The sequence below is a fragment of the Glutamicibacter ardleyensis genome (assembly GCF_014644555.1).
Taxonomy (GTDB): Bacteria; Actinomycetota; Actinomycetes; order Actinomycetales; family Micrococcaceae; genus Glutamicibacter; species Glutamicibacter bergerei.
The window spans coordinates 333140-355340 of sequence record NZ_BMKX01000002.1 but is presented as its reverse complement, the minus strand read 5'-3'; the positions used below and the strand labels follow the sequence as shown (position 1 = coordinate 355340).

Below are 22201 nucleotides of genomic sequence, written 5' to 3'. Positions count from 1 at the left end.
CGCCCGCGAGCGATCACCGGAACATCGTGGCTTATGAAGAAAAACAGCGAACCCCGAATTCCTTTGAAAGGAATTCGGGGTTCGCTGTTTTAGTACCGAAGGATGAGTCTTACAGACCCAACTTCTCGATCACGATTTCGCGCACGCGACCGGCATCGGCCTGACCGCGGGTGGCTTTCATAACCGGTCCCATCAGGGCGCCGATGGCCTGCATCTTGCCGCCCTTGATCTTCTCGACCACGTCCGGCATGGCGGCCATAGCTTCATCCACGGCCTTGCCCAACGCATCATCGTCGTTGACCACAGCTAGGCTGCGCTTCTCAACGATCTCGTTTGGAGTTCCTTCGCCATCAACCACAAATTCCAGCACCTGACGGGCGATCTTGTCATTGATCTTCTTCGAGGTGATCAGCGAATTCAGCTCAACGATGGTTGCCGGGGTGACCCCCAGATCCGCAATTTCCTTGTCCGCAGCCTTGGCCAGACGGGCGATCTCGCCCATCCACCACTTGCGGGCTACCGCGGCACTGGTACCGGCGGCAATGGTTGCCTCGATCTCGTCGAGCACGCCCGCGTTGACCACGTCACGGAATTCCTTGTCCGCATAACCCCAGTCGGCCTTCAGTCGCTTGCGGCGATCTGCCGGCGGCTCGGGCAGACGCGAACGCAGTTCCTCAACCCATTCGGCAGTGGTGACGATTGGCACCAGGTCCGGCTCCGGGAAGTAACGGTAGTCATCGGCATCCGACTTCGGACGGCCCGAGGTGGTGCTGCGAGTGTCTTCGTGCCAGTGACGGGTTTCCTGAACGATCTTCGCTCCGGAATCGAGCACCGCTGCGTGGCGTTCAATTTCGAAGTGCACCGCGTGCTCCACGGCACGCAACGAGTTTACGTTCTTGGTTTCGGTACGGGTACCGAACTTGTCCGCTCCCTTGAGCATCAGCGAAACGTTGGCGTCGCAACGCACGTTGCCGCGCTCCATTTTCGCATCCGATACCCCGAGGTTCTTCACGATTTCACGGATGGCGGCCACGTAGGCCTTGGCCAGCTCCGGCGCCCGCTTGCCGGCGCCCTCGATGGTCTTGGTGACGATTTCAACCAGCGGCACACCTGAACGGTTGTAATCAACCAGCGAGTAGTCCGCACCCTGGATACGTCCGGTGGATCCACCCATGTGGGTTAGCTTTCCGGCGTCTTCCTCCATGTGAGCGCGTTCAATCTCCACACGGAAGATCTCTCCGTCTTCCAGTTCGATGTCGATCCAGCCGTCGTACGCGATCGGATCGTCATACTGGGAGGTCTGGAAGTTCTTCGGGGTGTCCGGGTAGAAGTAGTTCTTCCGGGCGAAACCGCAGCGCTCGGCGATCTTACAGTTCAGTGCCAGGCCGATCAGGATGGAGTACTCCACCGCGGTCTTATTGACCACCGGCAGCACGCCTGGCAGACCCAGGTCTACCGGGGTGACGTTGGTGTTCGGGGCGTCGCCGAAGGCATTCGGGGCGTCCGAGAACATCTTGGTTTTGGTATTGAGCTCTACGTGGACCTCAAAGCCGAGCACCGGATCATACTTTTCCAGTGCCACATCAAAGTCGACTAGTTCATCGGTGTAGTTAGACATGTGCTCCCCTTAGGCCTTTGGCGCGATCGACGCGGAATCAATGGCAGGTGCCTGCGAGATCAGGGTGTGGCCCCAGCTCTTTTCCAGCAGTGCTTCCAATGCGGCACCCGCGCGGTACACGCGGGCGTCTTCGAAAGCAGGCGCCAAGAACTGGATACCCACCGGCAGGTCCTCAGACAATCCGCCGGGCACGGTGATGCCCGGGATGCCGGCGAGGTTAGCCGGGATGGTTGCCACGTCGTTGAGGTACATAGCCAATGGATCGTTGTCGTTCTCGCCCAGTTCGAAGGCGACGGTTGGTGCCGTTGGAGACACCAGTACGTCTGCTTGTTCAAATGCTGCGGCGAAGTCGCGCTGAATCAGTGTGCGAACCTTCTGTGCCGAGCCGTAGTACGCATCGTAGTAACCGGCGCTCAATGCGTAGGTGCCCAAGATGATGCGGCGTTTTACCTCATCGCCAAAACCTGCGGCGCGGGTGGAGCCCATGACGCGTTCAATGGTCATTGGGCCGGATTCTGGCAGCACGCGTTTGCCGAAGCGCACGCCGTCGAACTTGGCCAGGTTGGAAGAGACTTCCGAAGGCATGATCAGGTAGTAGGCGCCCAGCGCGTACTTCAGGTTAGGGCAAGAAACCTCGACGATTTCTGCGCCCGCACCCTTGAGCAATTCCAGAGATTCTTCGAAGCGTGCCTGCACGCCAGCTTGGTAGCCTTCACCCTGCAATTCTTTAACCACACCAATGCGCAGACCCTTCAGATCTCCGGTGGCACCAGCTTCCGCGGCAGCAACCAGACCTTCAAGGGCTTTTGGCAGCGAGGTTGAATCCTTCGGGTCGTGCCCGCCGATCAGTTCCTGCAAGTATGCCGAGTCAAGCACGGTACGGGAGACCGGGCCGATCTGGTCCAGCGAGGAAGCCATGGCGATCGCACCATAGCGCGAAACACCGCCATAGGTTGGCTTCACACCCACGGTGCCGGTGACGGCGCCCGGCTGGCGGATGGAGCCACCGGTATCCGTACCCAGTGCGAGTGGGGCTTCGAAGGAGGCAACTGCAGCGGCCGAGCCACCGCCGGAACCACCGGGGATGCGGTTCAGATTCCACGGATTGCGAGTCACACCGTAGGCGGAGTGCTCGGTGGACGAACCCATGGCAAATTCGTCCAGGTTGGTCTTGCCCAACATTGGAAGCTTTGCCGCGCGGATCTTTTCGATCACGGTCGCGTCATATGGGCTCATCCAGCCTTCGAGCATCTTCGATGCTGCGGTGGTGGGCTGGCCCTTGGTGACGATCAGGTCCTTGATGGCAATTGGTACACCGGCAAGTGGGTGCAGCGCTTCGGCTTCGGCTCCGCCGGCTGCGCGAATCGCGTCCACCTCGGCCGCGACGGCGAGCGCCTCTTCGGCGTTCACGTGCAGGAAGGCGTTTAGTGCACCATCAACTTCGGCGATACGGTCCAGGTGAGCCTGGACTGCCTGGACGGAGGTTACGTCGCCAGCGCGCAGCTTTGCTGACAGTGCGGTGGCGGAAAGACGAATCAGATCAGACACAGAATTATTCACCATCCAAAATTGCTGGGACCCTAAAGCGGTCCGAGTCCGAGTCAGGCGCGTTGAGCAGAACTTCATCGATGCTCAGCGTCTGCCCCACCACGTCTTCACGCAACACGTTGGTCAACGGGATTGGGTGGCTGGTGGCTGGAATATCGGAAGAGGCGACTTCGCTGACAGATGCGATGGCATCGACGATCACGCCGAGCTCACCGGTCATCTTATCCAGCTCTGCGCCGCTCATCTCGATGTGGGCCAATTGTGCCAAATGCACAAGGTCCTCACGGCTGATGGCAGACATATATCTCCCTAAAGTGGGCGGATGGGTTTCACAGACAAGTCTATCCCTTGCCCGCCCTCAGCTAGGTCGATTTGGTCTTCAAGCGGTTATGCTATGCGCAATACCAGACCACTGAGCGGTTGGCCTAGCGCGTTTTCCCACGAACCGACCACACCTTGCCCGGTTACTTCGCCTGCGACTGGGCGACGAATCACTTCAAGCGTGCCGCTAACCCCGTTACCTAAGACCCGGACATTTGAGTCTTCTTCGAAGGAATTGTTCTGATGTTGTGGGACAGCCCGGCCGGCAAGAAGTTCATTGAGCTGCGCAGTAAAAACCGGGTCACCGGTCGCGTCATAGATGTAACGCAAGCCGAGAATCCCGTGATCGCTGGTGCCCACGAGATATGCCTCGGCGTCTTCCAGCGCTTCGGCTCGGTAGCTGAAAGGCACGTGGTAAATCACCTCGGAGCGATCGGCACGGTCTGCGACTAAGCGCAGTTCCATACCCACTTCTCCGGCTGGATCCTCCAAACGGAAGCCACCGACGTCCTGTAAGTCTGGAGCGCCCTGACCGTCATAAAAATCCTGCGTCACCAGCCACTTAGCGAGCAACTCATTTTTTGAAGGATTCATGGAGGTGTTGTAGATAATGCCCATGGGCTCAGTCTGCCAAGCGCGCGCTGAGCACACAAGAGCCTAGGGCTAGTGTTGTTCACACTTCTTTGACAAATAGTTTGTTTTTCTCTTTACTAACAAACTTCCGCGTCGACTAGATAGCATGGGTTTCATGTTCGGTGAGGCGCAGTGGAATCAAATGGAACAGGCCCAAGACTATGGAAAGAGCCTGCTCTGTGATGAGCAGGTGGATTTGCGCGAAGTGGAACCAGAGGATCTTGCGCAACTTGCCCAATGGTGGAATGACCCGCGTTGGGCAGTGTTACAACAACGCATTATCAAACCCCGTCCTGCCCAATCGGTGACGGAAATGCTTGCTAGTTGGAGCGTAAATAAACCCCACAGCGGTGATGCTGGGTTTAGCATTTTTGAATGCCAGGATGGACGGCTTATCGGGCACATCACGCTCAGTGGTGGATCCTTACCGCACCGAGCCGCCGAGTTAGCGATCATGCTCGGCGGTGACCAGGTAAACCGAGGTTACGGCACCCGTGCCATCGGCCTAATGCTCAAATACGGCTTCGCGGAGATGGGTCTAAACCGTATAGGGCTGAAAGTCGCCGCCTTTAACACTCGCGCGGTACGCACTTATGAAAAAGCAGGCTTCATCCTTGAAGGACGAGAACGAGAGATCTATTTCCATCAGGGGCGTTTCCACGACCAGCTAATTTTCAGCGTTCTCTCCCGCGATTATTTCGCGGCAGTTACCCCCGCAAGCTAAACAGTGATTACTTACCAACTTTGGTAAGGAAGTCGGCAACTAACGGTCCGGCAGTCTGCGCGCCCCCATCACCGTCTTCGACAAAGGCTGCGACGGCCAGATCCCCTTGGGCGGCAATCACCCAGGCGTGCGCGTTTCGTTCGGCGTCGTATTCGGCGGTACCACTCTTGCCGATAATTTTTGCCCCAGGAACCGACTTTAATGCTTTGAGCGTTCCGTGGTCCACCGTGCCGGCCATCATTTCTTGCAACTGCTCAGCTTCTTTTTCAGTCAGCGCGCTCTTAGCCTTGGCCGGTTCTTTGACCTTCGGGTTCAGCACGAGTTGTGGATGCACGGTGCTGGCGTTAGCAATGGAAGCCATCACTGTTGCCATGCCCAATGGAGAGGATTCCACCACGCCCTGTCCAATCATGTTTGCAGCCAACTCGGTACCTTCGGAGTCATCTGGCACCGAACCGATAAATGCTTCGGCTCCAGTTCCATCATCTGCTAGTAGCCCTAATGAGCTGGCAGCGTCGGCCACCGCTTTGGCGCCAAGTCCCTTACCTGCATTGACGAAAACCGTGTTGCAAGACTCTGCAATGGCTTCTGCGAATGGAATCGTACCCACCGCTTTGGTTGGGTAACCGTCATAGTTTTTGAAACTTTTGCCATCAACCTCGGTACTTGCCGGGCACTGCACCTTGCTCTGGGGTGTTTCGCCGTCACGCAGCATTGCTAGGGCACCGACTACTTTGAAGACAGATCCCGGTGCGTAGCGTCCTTTGAGCGCCGTATTCAGCCCGTTGGTTTCCGGTCCGGATGCGGCCGCGAGAATTTGGCCGGTGGAAGGTTTAATGGCCACGATGGAGGAGGCTGAATCAGTTTCAGCAACCAACGACTCTGCAACGGTCTGCATATTTTCATTGAGCGTCAGTTTGAGGTCTTCGCCCGCGACCGGTTCACTGCTCAGCAGTTCTGCCACGGCCTCGTGGTCCGCGTTGTAGCGGGAAACGGTGACGCCTGAGGCCCCCGCTAATGACTCGTTATAGGCCGATTGCAGACCGGAAAGACCCACCTGGTCACCGGCCTGAATTTTGCCTTCAGACTTTTTGATAATTTCAGCGGTGGCTTGTCCGACGCTTCCAAGGATTGGTCGGGCGAAGGTACGCGTGGGCGCCAAGGGCATCTCATCAGGTTGCGCGACGGCACCTGGGATCCCGGTAATTTCGTCATCGCTCACCTCGCGGCTGGCGTCATCACGCAATACGATGGCCTGCACCCACGCCTTGGCCCCAGATTTTTCGACCCGATTTGCGAACGAATCTTCATCGATCTCTAGCAATTTGGCCAGACTCCGTGCCGAGGAGTCCCACTGATCTGCCTCGGTGCGGGTCTTGTCGATTCCTACCCGTACCACCGGACGATTCTTTACTAGGGCATTGCCGTTACCACCCAGAATCTGTCCACGTTTAGCTTCGCTAAATCGTGCGTCAAGATATTCTCCGGCGACCAAGTCGGGTGCGAGAATCGCCGGGTCAAAGCGCAGCTTCCACTGCTCGGCGTCCTGATCAAATTCCATGACCGCTTGAGTTTCATAGGTGAGGTCGTTCTCGGAGGAGTCAACATCCCACGTGGTCTGCACTGTTGCGGTAGCCGTTTTCACCCCGTCTTGGGCTTCTTCGTCTTCCGCTGCATTCAGCACGGTGTGGGTATGCTTGATGTCGCCCATCGGACCGAATGCTGTTTCGACGCTTTTGTTCGCGGCGCTAGCGTCGCTTCCAGCGAGTGGCACCTGACTAAAGTCCCCGGAACCGAGCGCGGCTGTTAAGGCCTCGGCCGCGGGTTTTGGGTCCGGCGTTGCTGCGCTGCACGCAGTAAAGGTACTGGCAACGAGCGCGGCGACAGACAGGACAACAACACTTCGGGGGAAACGACGCATGGCGTCAGTCTATGCACTTCGAACTGCAGCACGCTAGAACGGCTCGCCACATGTCAGCGTTCGATATGCGGCTTAGTCAGCTAAGTTCAGCGAATACACCACAAGGCGGATATCGGTATTTGGCACTACCCAATCACGTTCGGCTCGGTGGATAAATCCCAGTGACTCGTAAAGACTTCGTGCTGCTAACCAACGTTCACCGGTGGTTAGCGAGACAGTATGTACATCGGCAAGTTGGCGGGCAAAGTTAATCGCAGCCACCACCATCGCTTTGCCAGCACCGGTGCGTTGTACGCCCGGATCAACGCTGAGCATACGGATTTCTAGCTCGCCTTCAAGCGCAATGTCAGCATATTCATTACCGGCTTGAATGAGGGTCATTGAGGCAACAAGATGACCATCCTTGCGCGCTACCAAAATGTCGCAGTATTTATCCCTTCGTGCAACCTGGCGAACAAACTTTAGGTATTCGTGCTGCGGATCAGCAAAGTGCCCGGCCTGCACGTACGCATCAACCGTTAGCTGGCCAATTCGTTCATAGTCGGCCACGGTAGCGGCTTCGATCAGTAATGGGCTACTGGTAACTTTGGCATCATCAATTTCAGACATAGTTCTACTATTTTGTCACCATTTCTGAATCTTCAGAGCCCTTTGTGCGGGTTCTGTCGCCACTTCGAATTCTGTTTAGTGAAGTCTTTCCGCGTGAATTCACGGATGAGCGACCCGGTGCCGAAGGCATGAAGAAGTTGTGATGGTTTGACATGAAATAAAAGACAGCGTTGCTGTGCTGTCTGCCAGCAACCAGTAAACTAGTAAGCATTGCCCTCGGGCATATGGTCTTTCTCTTTGATCACAATGTTGTGCTCGCCTACACCACGTCAATGGCTGAGGAAGTAACTTTCCTTCTAATCACCCCTAATCGGATTGATTTTTAGCTGTCTTCGGTGCGGTGAGAAGTTTTAGAGAAGTACAGACACAACCCAATAATTTCAATTTGTAAGGGACAACATTTTGGTTCAGATCCAAAGATTTGCGCTGCGGCGCGTAGCCTGCCCTCACTAATTTTATTTTTCACTATCAGATCGGAGAGTGAACGACTTGCGCGTTCTCATTGGTTCATCCGCGGAACATGTTGCTCGCATTGCAGCAGATAACGTCCTTGCTGGGTTAGCACACCACGGGCATGGAAAAAATCCCGTACTCGGTGTCGCTACGGGCTCATCCCCCTTGGGCCTATATCGCGAGTTACGTGTGGCGGTTGCCGAAGGACGAGCAGATTTCTCCAACGCGCAAGGCTTCGCCTTGGACGAATACATCGGCATCCCCGATACCCATGAGCTCTCCTACCGTCAGACTCTGATCACCGAAGTGTGCAACACTTTTGGCTTGCCCGTCAGCGGTCTACACACTCCTCGCGGAATGGCAGATTCTGTCGAGGAAATCGAAGCCGCAGCACATGCGTATGACCAGGCTATCAAGGCTTCCGGTGGCGTACAGGTCCAGATTCTTGGCATTGGTAGCAACGGCCACGTGGGGTTTAACGAACCGGGAAGCGCTTTACGAAGCCGTACCCGTATCAAGCGTTTAGCCGCGCAAACCCGTATCGACAATGCACGCTTTTTCGACGGCATCGAACACGTTCCTACCCATTGCGTGACCCAAGGTCTGGGTACTGTTTTGGAAGCTGGACGTCTAGTCCTCGTGGCTACGGGAGAAGCTAAAGCAGAAGCCGTGGCGCTAGCCGTCGAAGGGCCACTGTCCGCGTCGTGCCCGGGGTCGGTTCTGCAACTTCACCAAGACGCTGTGGTTGTTCTCGACGAAGCCGCCGCGGCCGGTCTTAAGAAACGTGCCTACTACGATGATGCGGCGGAAGGCATCAGCTTAGAGAACCTGCGGGTCCACTAGGCCTATTCAATACGGTCATTGGCCTACCGGGAGTGCAAGACTAAGAACTATGGCAGTCTATTTCGAATGCGTCACCCACACTCAGATGAGTCGAACCGAACTTTTTGACCGTTCACGGAGCATCGACGCGCACCTAGGTTCAATGTCTCAGACAAAGGAACAAGCTGTCGCTGGAGTGCAAAGTGGCTTAATCTCATTCGGTGAGCAGGTCACGTGGAAGGCCCGACATTTTGGGATACCGTTTCGGCTCACCACGAAAATCACGGCTATGGATCCAGCTCGCATGTTCATTGATGAACAGTTGCGTGGACCGTTTAAGTCATTCCATCATGTCCATGAATTCTTTGACGTAGACGGCAAGACAATGATGATTGATCGGGTCAGTTTTGCGGCCCCTTTCGGCCCCCTTGGGTGGGTGGCCGAAAGGTTAGTTTTAGGCTGGTACATGCCTCAGCTGATCAGGCAGCGAAATAAATTTCTTTTGGAAAATTAAGGCTCAAACAACAGAGTATCTAGATGATCAAGGACGCTCGGTGCTGACTCGTCCTCGTCGGCAGTAACTGTGAACGAGTGAGAGTATGCGGCGCAGGAGTCTAAGTCCCCACACTCGTCATATGGACTACCTGAAATTAGCAATATGGCTGCCCCTTGGGGGAACTCCACAGGGATCGGGACTTCGTCGCTGAAAGAACCATCGGTATTCACACGAATTTCTCGCGCCTTGATTGGATCTTTTTCGGAGTACTCCGAAATTAGCTGGAGTGTATATTCCTTGCCCTCTGCGTAACCCAGATCGCACTTGGCAGCGGGCGCTGCGACGGTAATCGTCGCTCCTGGCCGGGCCGTCGTTTCAGAAAGAGACATGGCTTCAGGTAAACACTGATCTTGGGCCTTGGAACAACCTGTAGCTAAAAGTAGAGGCACCATCAGCGTGATAGCACCTGCTAAAGCATAAATTCTCTTCGGACTGCTCTTCAAGATTTTTACCTTTCCAGCGCCTGCCACTCCGTCTGAATGTCCATGACGCAGAATCTCGGAACGGTCGCAGGCAATAGACACTTTACTTTCGAGGATCACGACTGTGACCTGATAACTCCTTTATTCAATCCTACGTATAAAAAGAATTGATAGCTAGGATTCAGCCGTGACAGGAAGTAATTATTTTCCTCGCGTGTCCCAACGGCGCGGTTTCTTAGACGCTACTTATAGGCTTAAGGTCGCCCGCATTTAGACTCGCAGGGCAGAGCCAACAGAGCCAACAAGCAAGGGACCGTCTCATTACCGCTCAAATTCAGCGACTCGATTCCCGTAATGACCGTATCGGAAAAATTGCGCTTTTCCTCTCGCATATTTTCACCCCAGTGATCTTAGCCAGCTTGCTGTTGCTTTCTACGCCCTTGCGGCACAGCGAAGTCTCCTGGGTTGAAGTATGCGTTGCCACAGCTTTCACCATGGTTCTTCCGTGGCTGTATCTGCTGTGGTCCACCTACCGCGGAACAGTGACCGATTTACACGTCACCAGGCGCGGCCAACGCCATAAAATATTCGCCCTCACCGCGGTATCGATTGGGCTCGGACTCCTATTGCTTAGCCTGATGGGCGCGAGCCAGCGGATATTTGTTGAAGTACTCTCCATCTTGGCCGGGCTGCTAATGGTGGCAGTGATTAACCTGTGGTGGAAGGTCTCTGTGCACATGGCGGTCGGCTGCTACGTGGCGCTACAACTTTGTACGAGTTTGGCATTGGTCCCACCCGTCCTGGCGTTTATCGCGGTGCTCTCGTGGTCCCGCATTCGTAGCCAACAACATACCCCCTCGCAGGTCTGCGGCGGCGTCATTGTTGGCATAGCCGTGAGCTACCTTAGCGGTTGGATAGCAATGCTCAGCTAACCGCTCCAAAAACACTTCTGGCTCGTACCGCTACCTTGAGAAGGGGCGCAGGTACGAGCCAGAAGTGTTTAACTACACTTTAGGGCTAACCAGTTTGCTGGTATCAACCAGTCCGGCATATTGCCAACCGGGGTATCCCACCGGTCGTCCCACCGGGGTGCCAGTTTCTTCAGCGATCAAGGCACCGGCAGCCCAATCGTATTCTTGAGTTCCAAATTCCGCGTAGGCGTCCAAAGACCCCTCGGCGACCAAACACAAGTCCAAGGCTGCCGAACCAATCCGGCGAATATTGACAAAATCTGGCAGCAGTTCGGTCAGTACGCTTAGTTGGAACTCACGGCGTTCTGCGTCGTAGCCAAAGCCGGTACCCAACAATTTGGCATCCGACTCGACCGGGCCGGTGAGCTGGGTGATCTTCTTGGTACGTAGATCATGCTTCCAAGCTCCCTGCCCCCGTCCGGCGAAGTATTCGACCTGCAGCGCGGGTGCAACGATAGCTGCTGCCACCCATAAGTCGGTACCATCATCTTGTCTCTGGCATACGCCTACCGAGGAGCAGTAATACGCGATGTTGCGCACGAAGTTTGTCGTGCCATCCAGTGGGTCAATACTCCAGCGGTAGCCGCTGGGATTAGCCGGCTTCTGACTGGGGAATTCTTCACCTGTCAGTTCGTCGTTAGGACGTGCGGTGAAAATCGTGGCACGGATGGCTTCTTCCGCCGCGCGGTCAAAATCGGTAACCCAGTCCCCCGCAGCCGACTTTTCATCCGTATTAAACTTTTCCTCATCACGGCCGGAAAGTACCTGGGCACCGGCAGCAGCAGCACGACGTGCCAAAAGTACCAGTGGGTCATGCGCTATCTTTTTGTTCTCCACTTAGGCTCCTTCACTTGCCTTTATTGCGACCTCGCGCGCAGCATCCGGTCCTTGTTCAATCAACACCACAAAGCCAGCCTCATCCAGTACAGGCACGCCTAGGGACTGCGCCTTATCAAGCTTTGACCCGGCGGCCTCGCCGGCCACCAGAAAATCTGTCTTCTTGGAAACGCTCCCGGTGGCTTTTCCACCGCGAATAATGATTGCTTCTTTAGCGGTGTCCCGGGAGAAGTTCTCCAACGTACCGGTGACCACAATGGCCAATGAATCTAGATGCTTGATGACATTTTCGTCTTGCTCATCTTCCATCTTCACCCCGGCGGCTTGCCACTGGGTGACGATGTCACGATGCCAATCAACCTTGAACCAGTCGACCAGGGCTTCGGCAATAATTGAGCCCACCGAATCGATCTGACTCAGCTCATCCACTGCCGTCGGTGATTTCAAGGCTTCCAGGATAGCGTCCATAGACCCGTAGCGGGTTGCAATGGCGCGTGAAGCGTTGGGTCCAACATGACGAATCGACAGGGCGACCAAGACGCGCCAGAGTGGATTGCTCTTAGCCTTTTCCAGTTCTTCGAAGAGCTTTAATGTGCTCTTGGTAGGTGCCGACGGCTTTTTCGCCGTGGCCTTGGTGTAGAAGTATGGAACCAGCTCGAATTTTCCGGTGCCTTCACCCTTGGAGCGTTTTTCGCGCCAGACTTTCACCTCGGCAAGCTGCTCAAGCTTTTCTTTCAGATCAAAAAGTTCGGCTTCGTTGTGGAGCGGACCTGCGCCAGCCGGCAAAATCAATCCGCCCTGAGTGGCGGGGTCTTCACCCGGCCCACTGGTCAACGCCGCGGCAGCCTCGTAGCCCAGCGCCTCGATGTCCAATGCGCTGCGCCCACCGAGGTAGGCTACTCGTTCGGTGAGCTGTACCGGGCACGATTCAGCGTTGAGGCAACGAATATCTACGTCGCCTTCCTTAGCCGGCGCCAGTGGTTGACCACAAGACGGGCAAGAAGTAGGCATCACGAATTCACGCAGTTCCGTATTGCCCTCACGCAAGGCGAGCACTGGACCAACAATCTCTGGGATCACGTCTCCGGCTTTACGCAGGATCACGGTATCGCCGATCAACACGTTTTTAGCCTTAACAACTTCTTGGTTGTGCAAGGTGGCGCGCGCGACGGTGGAACCGGCCACGAGCACCGGCTCCATCACGCCGAAGGGAGTCACTCGTCCGGTGCGACCGACCTGCACCTGGATATCGAGTAGTTTGGTGTGTACTTCTTCCGGCGGATATTTGTAGGCCACCGCCCAGCGTGGCACACGCGAGGTGTAACCTAGCTGTTCTTGTGTGGCCAGGTCATCAACCTTGATGACAATTCCATCAATGTCGTGGATCAGCTCATGGCGTTTTTGACCATTCTCGGCGATAAAGTCGGTGACCTCGGAAAGTGAGGTGACTACCCGACCGTAAGGAGAAACTGGTAGACCCCAATCGCGCATCAGCTCATAGGCTTCGGACTGGTGCGTCATTGCAAAGTCTTTACTGCGACCAAGACCATGGACAAACATCCGCAGTGGGCGCTTTGCGGTCTGTGCCGGGTCCTTTTGGCGCAGCGAACCGGCGGCTGCGTTGCGGGGGTTCGCCAACGGCGCCTTGCCGTCTGCGATCAGCATCTCGTTGTAGGCGTTAAAATCATCGGTGCCGATGTAAACCTCACCGCGGACTTCAAATTCTTGCGGGTATCCATTGCCGCTCAGTTCTTGCGGGATATCGGCGATGGTCAGCGCGTTATGTGTCACGTCTTCACCGGTAGTGCCGTCGCCTCGGGTGACCGCACGCAACAGCTTTCCGTCACGATAGGTCAGGTTCAGCGCCAACCCATCGATTTTTACTTCGCACAACCACTTCATGGGCGATTCGGGATGAAGCTTTAATGCGTTGGCTTGGGCCCGTTCCAGCCACACGGTGAGCTCTTCGAGCGAAAAGACGTCCTCTAACGAGTACATTCGGCTGGCATGGGTTACCGGAGCAAAAGCGCTGCTGACCTCACCGCCGACTTCTAACGTGGGTGAGTCCTGGCCCATCAGAATCGGGTACTGGCTCTCCACAAGCTGCAGATCGTGGAACAGCTGGTCATACTCGGCGTCCGAGACCATCGGAGCGTCTTGCAGGTAGTAGGCCTCGCGATGTGCACGCACTTGTTCCACCAGCGTCGCATAGCGCTCGCGAACGCTATCCGGCGGGGTCATCGTGGAGTCTGTTGGTGTTACTGGATTTTCACTCACGTATCCAATTGTGCCCCAACCAAGCGACGCTTTGACTCTTGCGAGCACCGCGTGTTTAAGAGTCCGCGGCGGGTAACACGTCGATGACTACCACCGCGATATTATCCCGGCCTCCAGCTTCCAGCGCAGCCTGAGTCAAAACTTGAGAAGCCGCTTCTCGTTCCGGGTAGCCAACAAGAATTTCTTGAATTGCTTCTTCGGTCAATTCCCCGCTTAACCCGTCACTGCACAGCAGATAACGATCACCGATGCGCGGCTGCAATACGGTTAAATCCGGTTGGCTGTCGGCCCCGGCACCTAAGGCGCGGGTGATCAGGTTGCGGTGTGGGTGGCTACGTGCCTCGGCCTCGGTAATCTGACCGGCGTCCACCATTTCTTGCACTGCGGAGTGGTCCCGGGTAAGTTGACGCAGTTCCTTGCCCCGTAGACGATAACCGCGCGAATCACCGACGTTGACCAACAGCAAGCTGGTGTACTCGGCGCTACTTTGGGTTTCGGCACTGACCTTTTCGGTCCGTGCCCGATGTTCGGCCAGCATTTCGGGGGTAATCTTGCTGAGCACATCGGTGTTTTGGCTCATTTTAAAGCTACCGGTCCACGGTGGGATCACCATTGGCTGGCTCACCTGGTCACGGCCTGGCCCTGCACTACGGATCAAAGCCAGTGCGCAAAGCGTAGTGCCACCACGCGATTCCAGCACATCTCGGATGCGGTCATCGGCCAGTTGCACCTGTTTTTGAACTTGCTCAACGGTCGGTAACCGGCGCGCTATGGTTTTCAGGCTGAAGGTGTTCAGCTCTTCGAGGGTTTCTACTGCCAGTTGACTGGCTACCTCGCCCGCCTCATGTCCGCCCATCCCATCGGCCACCGCCTGGACCACGTCAGTGATCAGGATGCGGTCTTGATTGTCCTGGCGTTTGAGCCCGACATCTGTTTGACCGCAGACGGCCAGGCGGAAGCTTTCGAAGTTCTCTTCGGAATCCATTTAGTCCAGCACCAGCCTGCCACCCTCACCAGCGGAGAGTTCATAGGGTTGAATTTCACCAAAACCACGCACTGAGGTTATTTCTTGAGCAGTGAGGATAAAGCGTGCGTCTTGTTTCAGCGTGTTCGCGGTAACCGCGTCGGTTAGTACCATTCCGGGCTCCGCCAACGAGGTCAGTCGAGCTGCCAAGTTAACCGTGGGACCGTAAATATCTCCCAGCCGGGAGAGCAAACGTCCCCAGACCACCGCAACACGAGTGCGCGGCAACAGTTCGTCAGCTTCAAATTCACGCGAAAGCGCCAAGGAGATTTGGGCTCCCGCCTGCGGAGTTTCGGCCACGAATAAGACTTCGTCACCAATGGTTTTGACGAGTCGGCCGCCACCAACGGAAATGATTTCGGCGCTCTTAGATTCAAAGCGCTGCACCATTTGGGCGAGGGTGCGTTCGTTCATCCGACGCGACAAGGAGGTGTAAGAAACTAGGTCGGCAAAGCCGACCGCGCGGGCCAGCGGCAGTGGAGTTCCGTCGTCGTCACCCGAATCTTGGTTATAGGCCGCCACTCCGGCTTCGGCGCGTAGTGCAAGACGGTGAATTCCGGCGTTGAGCTGGCGACGCCAGGAGTAAACCAGCAAATCTTCCAACGGACCGATGAGATCAGGCAGACTTTCCAAGAGTTGCCGGCGTGCTTGTCGGTCGCTCATATTCTGGTTGGCGACCATATCCTCGACGATCGCCTCGACCTGCCAGACCACCATGCGGTCTGTCATTTGCCCTACCGAACGCATCAGCGAGATGGCGGTTTCGTCGGTGAGTTTTCCTTCGCGCACCAGGTCAACCATGGTCTTGAGGGCTTCGGTGTCTCGTCCACTGAAAAAGACTTCGTCGTCGCCGAGCTCCGGAAAGCCCATGGCGCGCCAAAGTTTGCGGGCCGAGAGTAGTGAAACACCGGCGTCGGCGGCTACCTCACGACGTTTAAACTCGCGTTGCCCGCCAATGAGACGGTGCTCCAAATCGGCCATGTGGTTTTTGACCGCGTCCGAGGCATGATGTGGAACCTGGAGCGGACTCTTCATGGCTTGGGCCAATTCGGCGATGGGGTCTAGCTCCGCCGGGTTCTCAGGATTAGGGGTGTGCTCGCGGGCTTCTTTGACTGCCTCAGAAGCCGCCTGCGGGGTGTCTGGACGTGATGGATTGGAGTTGTCGGTGCTCATTGTCCAATGCCCTCACTGTTCGATGTATCTACCGCGGCGTTTGTTCTCTGATGCTGGTGCACGTTGTTCATCGTCTCGATGGCTAAGGTGCGGAAATAGGATACTGCGGGCACATGCATGATACGCACATGTCCATGGCTTAATACAACGTCTAAGGTCCCGGGTTTCGTGCTTACCGCCTGTTGCTTGGTGTGCGCAATCAAATCACGCACGGAATAAAGACCAATAGATTCTAGGTCCGAGCGACCATAGGAAGTCCGGAATAAGATCCGCTCGGTGGTCAACACGATGCAGGTGCGTAACCAACGAACCCACGGTGTAACACACCAGATCAGCACAAGTATGAACCACAGTACGGCGGATAAAATCATCCAGAGCTCGGATTCGTTCGTGAGCCAATCAGAAAGGTCTTCACGGGAGAGATAACCGAGTAGAAACGCGCACCCAGCGGTGAGGAATAAAAAGACGGCAAAAGGCTGGCGTAACACTCGGGAATGTTCTCGGGTCTTGATGACCACGCGCTCCCTGTCATGTAACGGCACCTTCATCGTCGAGTTCCTCGCCCCTCCTACCGTAAGTTCTTCCGAACAGTCACCTCATCTAATACTAGTCCGCGTACTCTGCGCTTGGCTCGTTAAGCGTATTTACCGTCGGCGCGCCGCACATGGTGTACGTCGCCGGCCAGAATCCGGTGGCTTTGGCCCGTAGCGTCTTGCACGACAAGTGCGCCATCCTCAGCCAGTTGCACTGCCTTACCCAACAGAGTTGATCCATCGGGGAATTCCACACGTACTTCTTGGCCTAAGGTCGCCAGTCGTTCCGCCACCAGTTCGCGCAGTGAGTGGTTCCCAAAGGGCTCCATGGCCACGTCACTTTGCCCGCCTACCGCTCGGAATGCTGCGTCGAGGGCAACAAACTGACGCAGGTATTCGGCAAGCAATGCCGAGCGATCCACCCGGTGACCGCCGGCTAGGCGAAGCGAGGTCGCTGTTTCTACAGGTAACTCAGCTGGCTCTTGGTCTACGTTCATACCGGTGCCCACCACCACGGCAAAGCCTTGGGGAGTTTGCACCATTTGGGCCAAAATCCCGCAGATTTTCCGGTCACCTGCAAGTAAGTCATTGGGCCATTTGATCCGCGCATTAACTGGAACTAGCTCTTGGACTGCGTGAGACCAAGCCAGCGCCGCCAGCATCGTGTACCAGCTCAACGACTGAGGCTCCATCGCAGTGCCCGGTGAGGCCAAAATGCTCACGGTGATCGCAGACCCGGCCGGTGTCACCCATTCGCGCCCCAAACGCCCCTTGCCCTGTTGCTGGTGCTCGCTGAAGTACACGCTCAGGTGGCTAGCTAGTCCGTCGCTTGCAAGTTGGGCAAGTTCGGTGTTGGTGGAGCCAGAGCTGGTCACTACCTTGATGAAGCCCAGCCGCAGTTGCGCGGCCAGCTCTTCTAAGGGGGCTGAGTCCAGCGCTGCCCGTGCCGCCGAGGTTTCAGGGTTCATCCTTTAACCCTATGACATCTCTTCCGTGGGGAACCTGTTTTTAGAGGAAGATGTCCTCGATGAGTTCAGCCTGCGGATTTACCGCATACTTCTCCAGGTCGCTGATTCCGCACCTTTCGAGCACCTGCACGTCGGTGAAGAAATTCCCACTAACTCCTTGTGGCTCACTGGCAAGAATGCACACCGCGGCGTCCGCCACGATATCGGTGGTGCGAGCGGCTTGGATCATCTTCATCCCACCGGGCATAGCTCGAATGGCGGCGGTATCAATCAACGTTGCCGGCCACAGCGAATTCACCGCAATTCCCTCGTTTTTGAGTTCTTCGGCTAGTCCCAACGTGGTCAGTGACATTCCATATTTGGCCATGGTGTAGCCCAGGTGAAGTCCCGCCCAATGTGGATCTAGATTCAGCGGTGGTGAGAGGGTCAGAATATGCGCGTGTGAGGATTTACGCAGGTATCGCAACGCTGTTTTTGATAACAGGAACGTCCCCCGCACGTTGATGTCTTGCATCAGGTCGTAGCGCTTCATGTCCAGATCATCGGTTTTTGTCAGGTTGATAGCCGAAGCGTTGTTGATGACGATGTCGATGCCGCCGAATTTTTCGACCGCCGCATCCACCGCGCGCTGTACGTCCGCGTCTTCACGCACGTCGCCGGCAACCGCCAAGCCGTGCCCGCCGGCCGCATTAATCTGCTCGACGGCCGTGTGAATGGTGCCTTCCAAGCTGGGGTGTGGCTTATCGGTTTTGGACAGCAAGACTACGTTGGCTCCGGCCTTAGCTGCGGCGAGCGCGATGGCCAGTCCGATGCCGCGGCTACCTCCGCTCATCAACACGGTGCGGCCCTTGAGCCGAGTTATTTCTGGGGCGATCTCACTACGCGATTCATTAGTCATGTGACCTAGGTTACGCGATGTTCCCGCGCTAAGCTACTCATGAGTAACTTATTCTGGTGTGCTTCATGTTCACACCACGGGCGTTTTGTGAGTTTCCTACAACAAAAACCGCAAATAACCCGGTTAGACTGACTTAGTTGGCATTTTTCTTGTGCCATTCCTACACATCAGCAGAACCCGAGGGAGCCGAAGGTATGACGCAGGGCCACACCGAGACGGACGAAGTGACCGATCTGTCCACCACCGCTGGCAAGCTTGCCGAATTCCGCCGCCGCCAGAACTTGGCGCAGGCACCTTCGGGCGAGGTAGCCATCGAAAAGCAGCACGCACGCGGCAAGCACACCGCCCGCGAACGCATTAACATGCTGATGGATGAAGATTCCTTCGTCGAATTTGATGCCCTGGCGACACACCGTTCCACTGCTTTCGGCATGGAGAAGAAGAAACCACTGGGTGACGGACTGGTCTCCGGTTATGGCACAGTAGACGGCCGATTGGTCGCCGTCTACTCACAAGATTTCACCGTATACGGTGGCTCACTTTCCCAGGTTAACGGCGAAAAAATCGTCAAGGTTCAGGAATTCGCCCTGCGCAATGGTTGCCCTATCGTAGGTATCCTCGACGGCGGCGGAGCACGCATCCAAGAGGGCGTCGCCTCGCTGGCGATGTTTGCCGACATCTTCCGCAATAACGTTCATGCCTCAGGTGTTGTGCCACAGATTTCTTTGATCATGGGTCCTAGCGCCGGAGGGGCCGCCTACTCCCCCGCGCTCACCGACTACGTCATCATGGTCGACAAGACCAGCCACATGTTCATCACCGGTCCAGATGTCATCAAGACGGTCACCGGCGAAGAGATCGACATGGAGTCCTTGGGTGGTGCACGCCAGCACAACGCCAACACCGGCACCTCCACGTACCTAGCCACCGATGAGGAAGACGCGGTGGAGTTCTGCAAGGAACTGCTGGGCTTCCTCCCATCCTCAAACCTCGCCGACGGATTGACCGCGGAATTTGATGAAGATCTAGAAATCAATGAAGATGATCTCTCCCTAGATGCGCTGATCCCCGATTCGGCAAACCAGCCATATGACATGCGCAAGGTTATTGAATCCGTAGTTGACGACGAGCACTTCTTTGAGATGCAGTCACTCTACGCACCGAACGTGATGATTGGTTATGCGCGCGTCGAAGGCCGCACGGTAGGCATTGTGGCTAACCAGCCGATGCAGTTTGCTGGCACCTTGGATATCGCCGCCTCTGAGAAGGCCGCACGCTTCGTACGCAACTGCGACGCTTTTAACGTCCCACTGCTCACCTTCGTGGACGTGCCGGGCTTCCTGCCTGGCAAGGACCAAGAATTCCAGGGAATTATCCGCCGCGGAGCGAAGCTGCTCTATGCCTATGCAGAAGCCACCGTGCCCAAGCTAACCGTAATCACCCGCAAGGCTTACGGTGGCGCGTATATCGTGATGGGTTCCAAGAAGCTTGGAGCGGACCTGAACTTGGCATGGCCTACCGCGCAGATTGGCGTGATGGGCGCACAGGGTGCGGTCAACATTCTTTACCGTCGTGATCTGGCCGCAGTGGAAGCCGAGGGCGGAGACGTCGAGGCGCGCCGCAAGCAGATCATTGAAGATTATGAGGCAGAGCTTCTTAATCCTTATCAGGCTGCAGAGTTGGGCTACATTGACGCGGTCATTGCGCCGAGCGAGACCCGTCTACAGCTAGTCCGCGGATTGCGCGCACTGCGTGAAAAGCATGCCACCTTGCCTCCGAAGAAGCATGGCAATATCCCGCTGTAAAGCCGGATTCCGCAGCCAGCATCCACCTTTGAAGGAGTAGCCAGTGACCGAGCAAAGCAACGCACCTGCGGCCGCACAGATTCAGGTGACCAAGGGTAAACCCACCGCAGAAGAACTCGCGGCGGTAACCGCCCTACTCACCGCCATGGGGAGCGCCACGTCTGAGGAGATTGAAGTTCCTGCGGTGCCCGAGCGTATGACTCGACTTCGCAAACGTCGGGCGCTGTCTCCACGTTTGGGCTGGAGCCTAGGCCGACGCTAAGCGATTCGACCCGCAATTCCCCGGTGTTCTACCTTTGGGTAGATCACCGGGGAATTTCATTTTAAGAAGTAGCTTCCAGCAAAAAACCTAAAAGTCTTCAACAAATCTTTCATATCAATTACTGTTAGCTACATGACATCTCCCACAGCGCAGCGCATACCTTCGCGCATCGACGCCATTGCCGAAAACTTCTTTGCTAAGACCCTAGAGCTTGCCCCGGAATACGGCGTTTCTTTTGGGTTACCCGGATACGAAGCCGCTTACTCTGATTACTCCCCCAGGGGAACCGAAGCGCAGATTGAATTAATACGCGAAACCCTCGCCGCGCTGGAGACGACTACGCCCCAAGATGACATCGATGCGGTCACCCTCGATGCCATGCAAGAAAGGCTTGGATTAGATCTAGAGATTGCGCTTTCTGGTCGCACAGAATTAAACAACATTGCCTGCGCCGCGCAGGAAATCCGTTCGATCTTTGACCTCATGCCGCAAGAGCGCGTGGAGGACTTCGAATTTATCGGCATGCGCCTAGTTAACGTTCCACAAGCCATCGACGGATACATCGCATCGCTGCGAGATTCCGCTTCTAAGGGATTGGTCTCTGCCAAGCGTCAGGTCAATATCGTCATGGGTCAATGCGCAGACTACGCCAAGGACGGTGGATTCTTTGACAAGTTAGCTAGCGCAGGAGCTGCCTTAGATCCGTCCCTTTCTGTTTCATTGGACGCTGGAGCAAATCTCGCAAAAGATGCATACCGAAAGCTCGCGCAGGTACTCAACGATGAGTTGCTTTCCCAAGCACCAGAAGCCGATGCGGTGGGCCGCGAATACTATTCACTAATGTCGCGCCGCTTCCTGGGCTCCGCAGTAGATCTTGAAGAAACCTACGCGTGGGGCGTAGCCGAACTGGACGCGATCATCGCCGAACAGCAGCGCGTGGCTGAAAAGATCAAACCCACAGCCAGCATCGAAGAAGCCAAAAAGATCCTCAATGCCGACCCGAAACGCACCCTCGACGGTACCGATGCGCTTAAGTCATGGATGCAGGAAAAGGCCGACGCGGCCATCGTGGCACTACGCGACGTGCACTTCGAGATTCCCGCGCCAATGGACCGTATCGAATGCATGATTGCTCCAACCGAAGACGGCGGGATCTACTACACCGGCCCTTCCGAAGACTTTGAACGCCCCGGACGGATGTGGTGGTCGGTACCTCCTGGCGAGGACCAGTTCACCACCTGGGCCGAGCTGACCACCGTGTATCACGAAGGTGTTCCGGGTCATCATCTGCAAATCGCGACCGCACAGCTGCAGGCCGATACGCTCAACAGCTGGCGCCGACTACTGTGCTGGGTTTCCGGTCATGGCGAAGGTTGGGCACTATATTCCGAACGCTTGATGCACCAGCTGGGCTACCTCGACGACCCGGGCGATTACATGGGCATGCTCGATGCGCAACGACTGCGTGCTGCCCGCGTGGTCTTCGACATCGGCGTACACCTTGGATTAGAAGTACCTTCCCAGTGGGGCACCGGAACGTGGAACGCGGACAACGGCTACGAATTCCTCAAACAGAATCTGGATATCTCCGAGGGACAACTGGACTTCGAATACAACCGCTACCTTGGTTGGCCGGGCCAAGCTCCGAGCTACAAGATTGGTCAGCGCCTCTGGGAACAGGCACGCGACCAGGTGGCCGCGCGTGAAGGTGAAAACTTTGAGCTCAAGGATTTCCACACCCGCGCGCTGAAGCTTGGGTCCGTAGGACTCGATACCCTCAACCGCGCGTTATTAGGCTAACCCTGCCCCGAGCGAATCAAATATGT

General features: G+C 56.1%; 21 protein-coding genes. 7 read left to right on the top strand and 14 right to left on the bottom strand.

The genetic code is table 11. From position 1 onward, the window contains the following. Positions 1-109: 109 nt before the first annotated feature. From gatB to IEX04_RS06170, 4 genes are all read right to left on the bottom strand, one after another. Positions 110-1618 (bottom strand): Asp-tRNA(Asn)/Glu-tRNA(Gln) amidotransferase subunit GatB, encoded by a 1509-nt coding sequence (gene gatB, locus IEX04_RS06185; RefSeq protein WP_096256693.1) that lies wholly within the window; start codon positions 1616-1618, stop codon positions 110-112. Positions 1619-1627: 9 nt separating this feature from the next. Then, positions 1628-3181 (bottom strand): Asp-tRNA(Asn)/Glu-tRNA(Gln) amidotransferase subunit GatA, encoded by a 1554-nt coding sequence (gene gatA, locus IEX04_RS06180; protein WP_096256692.1) that lies wholly within the window; start codon positions 3179-3181, stop codon positions 1628-1630. Then, the gene (gene gatC / locus IEX04_RS06175; protein ID WP_096256691.1) at positions 3171-3467 is read right to left on the bottom strand and encodes an Asp-tRNA(Asn)/Glu-tRNA(Gln) amidotransferase subunit GatC; all 297 of its coding nucleotides are present in this window, start codon (positions 3465-3467) and stop codon (positions 3171-3173) included. Before gatC ends, gatA begins: the two co-directional genes overlap by 11 nt. A gap of 86 nt (positions 3468-3553) precedes the next feature. Next, the gene (locus IEX04_RS06170; RefSeq protein WP_188684472.1) at positions 3554-4105 is read right to left on the bottom strand and encodes a maltokinase N-terminal cap-like domain-containing protein; all 552 of its coding nucleotides are present in this window, start codon (positions 4103-4105) and stop codon (positions 3554-3556) included. Positions 4106-4262: 157 nt separating this feature from the next. Here IEX04_RS06170 and IEX04_RS06165 point away from each other — a divergent pair, with 157 nt between their 5' ends. Then, positions 4263-4844 (top strand): GNAT family N-acetyltransferase, encoded by a 582-nt coding sequence (locus IEX04_RS06165; protein WP_229677032.1) that lies wholly within the window; start codon positions 4263-4265, stop codon positions 4842-4844. Between the two features lie 7 nt (positions 4845-4851). Here IEX04_RS06165 and IEX04_RS06160 read toward each other — a convergent pair whose 3' ends face one another. Together IEX04_RS06160 and IEX04_RS06155 are read right to left on the bottom strand one after the other, a co-directional pair. Then, the gene (locus IEX04_RS06160) at positions 4852-6765 is read right to left on the bottom strand and encodes a penicillin-binding transpeptidase domain-containing protein (protein ID WP_188684468.1); all 1914 of its coding nucleotides are present in this window, start codon (positions 6763-6765) and stop codon (positions 4852-4854) included. A 72-nt stretch (positions 6766-6837) separates the two neighbouring features. Next, entirely contained in the window at positions 6838-7374 is a 537-nt protein-coding gene (locus tag IEX04_RS06155) for a GNAT family N-acetyltransferase (RefSeq protein ID WP_096256686.1), read from the bottom strand. A 480-nt stretch (positions 7375-7854) separates the two neighbouring features. Between IEX04_RS06155 and IEX04_RS06150 the strand changes: the two genes are divergently transcribed. Both IEX04_RS06150 and IEX04_RS06145 read left to right on the top strand, forming a co-directional pair. Next, positions 7855-8670 carry a glucosamine-6-phosphate deaminase gene (locus IEX04_RS06150; RefSeq protein ID WP_229677031.1) on the top strand — a complete coding sequence of 272 codons (816 nt, stop codon included), beginning with the start codon at positions 7855-7857 and terminating at the stop codon, positions 8668-8670. A gap of 142 nt (positions 8671-8812) precedes the next feature. Continuing rightward, positions 8813-9163 (top strand): SRPBCC family protein, encoded by a 351-nt coding sequence (locus IEX04_RS06145; RefSeq protein ID WP_308422401.1) that lies wholly within the window; start codon positions 8813-8815, stop codon positions 9161-9163. Here the strand turns inward: IEX04_RS06145 and IEX04_RS06140 are convergent. Beyond that, positions 9160-9747, bottom strand: coding sequence for a hypothetical protein (locus tag IEX04_RS06140; RefSeq protein WP_096256684.1), 588 nt, complete (start codon positions 9745-9747; stop codon positions 9160-9162). The two genes, IEX04_RS06145 and IEX04_RS06140, sit on opposite strands and share 4 nt — an antisense overlap. A gap of 284 nt (positions 9748-10031) precedes the next feature. Between IEX04_RS06140 and IEX04_RS06135 the strand changes: the two genes are divergently transcribed. Next, the gene (locus IEX04_RS06135; RefSeq protein WP_141392960.1) at positions 10032-10559 is read left to right on the top strand and encodes a hypothetical protein; all 528 of its coding nucleotides are present in this window, start codon (positions 10032-10034) and stop codon (positions 10557-10559) included. Between the two features lie 72 nt (positions 10560-10631). On the opposite strand, the gene IEX04_RS06130 is transcribed toward IEX04_RS06135, so the two are convergent. The 7 genes from IEX04_RS06130 to IEX04_RS06100 all read right to left on the bottom strand — a co-directional run bounded on the left by IEX04_RS06130 (position 10632) and on the right by IEX04_RS06100 (position 18308). Next, positions 10632-11435: an inositol monophosphatase family protein gene (locus tag IEX04_RS06130; RefSeq protein ID WP_188684466.1), complete on the bottom strand. Its 804-nt coding sequence runs from the start codon at positions 11433-11435 to the stop codon at positions 10632-10634. After that, positions 11436-13676 (bottom strand): NAD-dependent DNA ligase LigA, encoded by a 2241-nt coding sequence (gene ligA, locus IEX04_RS06125; RefSeq protein ID WP_188684877.1) that lies wholly within the window; start codon positions 13674-13676, stop codon positions 11436-11438. Between the two features lie 91 nt (positions 13677-13767). Next, on the bottom strand, positions 13768-14697 hold the full coding sequence (locus tag IEX04_RS06120) for a PP2C family protein-serine/threonine phosphatase (RefSeq protein WP_096256680.1): 930 nt from the start codon (positions 14695-14697) through the stop codon (positions 13768-13770). Next, a complete protein-coding gene (locus tag IEX04_RS06115) occupies positions 14698-15909 on the bottom strand; it encodes an adenylate/guanylate cyclase domain-containing protein (protein ID WP_096256679.1) in 1212 nt (403 codons plus the stop codon). Next, the gene (locus tag IEX04_RS06110) at positions 15906-16457 is read right to left on the bottom strand and encodes a hypothetical protein (protein ID WP_096256678.1); all 552 of its coding nucleotides are present in this window, start codon (positions 16455-16457) and stop codon (positions 15906-15908) included. The genes IEX04_RS06115 and IEX04_RS06110 overlap by 4 nt, the downstream gene beginning before the upstream one ends. Before the next feature lie 86 nt (positions 16458-16543). Then, a complete protein-coding gene (locus IEX04_RS06105; RefSeq protein ID WP_096256677.1) occupies positions 16544-17410 on the bottom strand; it encodes a biotin--[acetyl-CoA-carboxylase] ligase in 867 nt (288 codons plus the stop codon). A gap of 40 nt (positions 17411-17450) precedes the next feature. Further along, complete coding sequence (locus IEX04_RS06100) at positions 17451-18308, bottom strand: SDR family oxidoreductase (RefSeq protein ID WP_188684462.1); 858 nt, start codon at positions 18306-18308, stop codon at positions 17451-17453. Positions 18309-18502: 194 nt separating this feature from the next. Between IEX04_RS06100 and IEX04_RS06095 the strand changes: the two genes are divergently transcribed. The 3 genes from IEX04_RS06095 to IEX04_RS06085 all read left to right on the top strand — a co-directional run bounded on the left by IEX04_RS06095 (position 18503) and on the right by IEX04_RS06085 (position 22175). Further along, on the top strand, positions 18503-20113 hold the full coding sequence (locus IEX04_RS06095) for an acyl-CoA carboxylase subunit beta (RefSeq protein WP_188684460.1): 1611 nt from the start codon (positions 18503-18505) through the stop codon (positions 20111-20113). Positions 20114-20156: 43 nt separating this feature from the next. After that, entirely contained in the window at positions 20157-20375 is a 219-nt protein-coding gene (locus tag IEX04_RS06090; protein WP_188684458.1) for an acyl-CoA carboxylase subunit epsilon, read from the top strand. 132 nt (positions 20376-20507) lie between these two features. Continuing rightward, positions 20508-22175, top strand: a complete 1668-nt coding sequence (locus tag IEX04_RS06085) for a DUF885 domain-containing protein (RefSeq protein ID WP_096256673.1) — start codon at positions 20508-20510, stop codon at positions 22173-22175. Positions 22176-22201 lie beyond the last annotated feature (26 nt).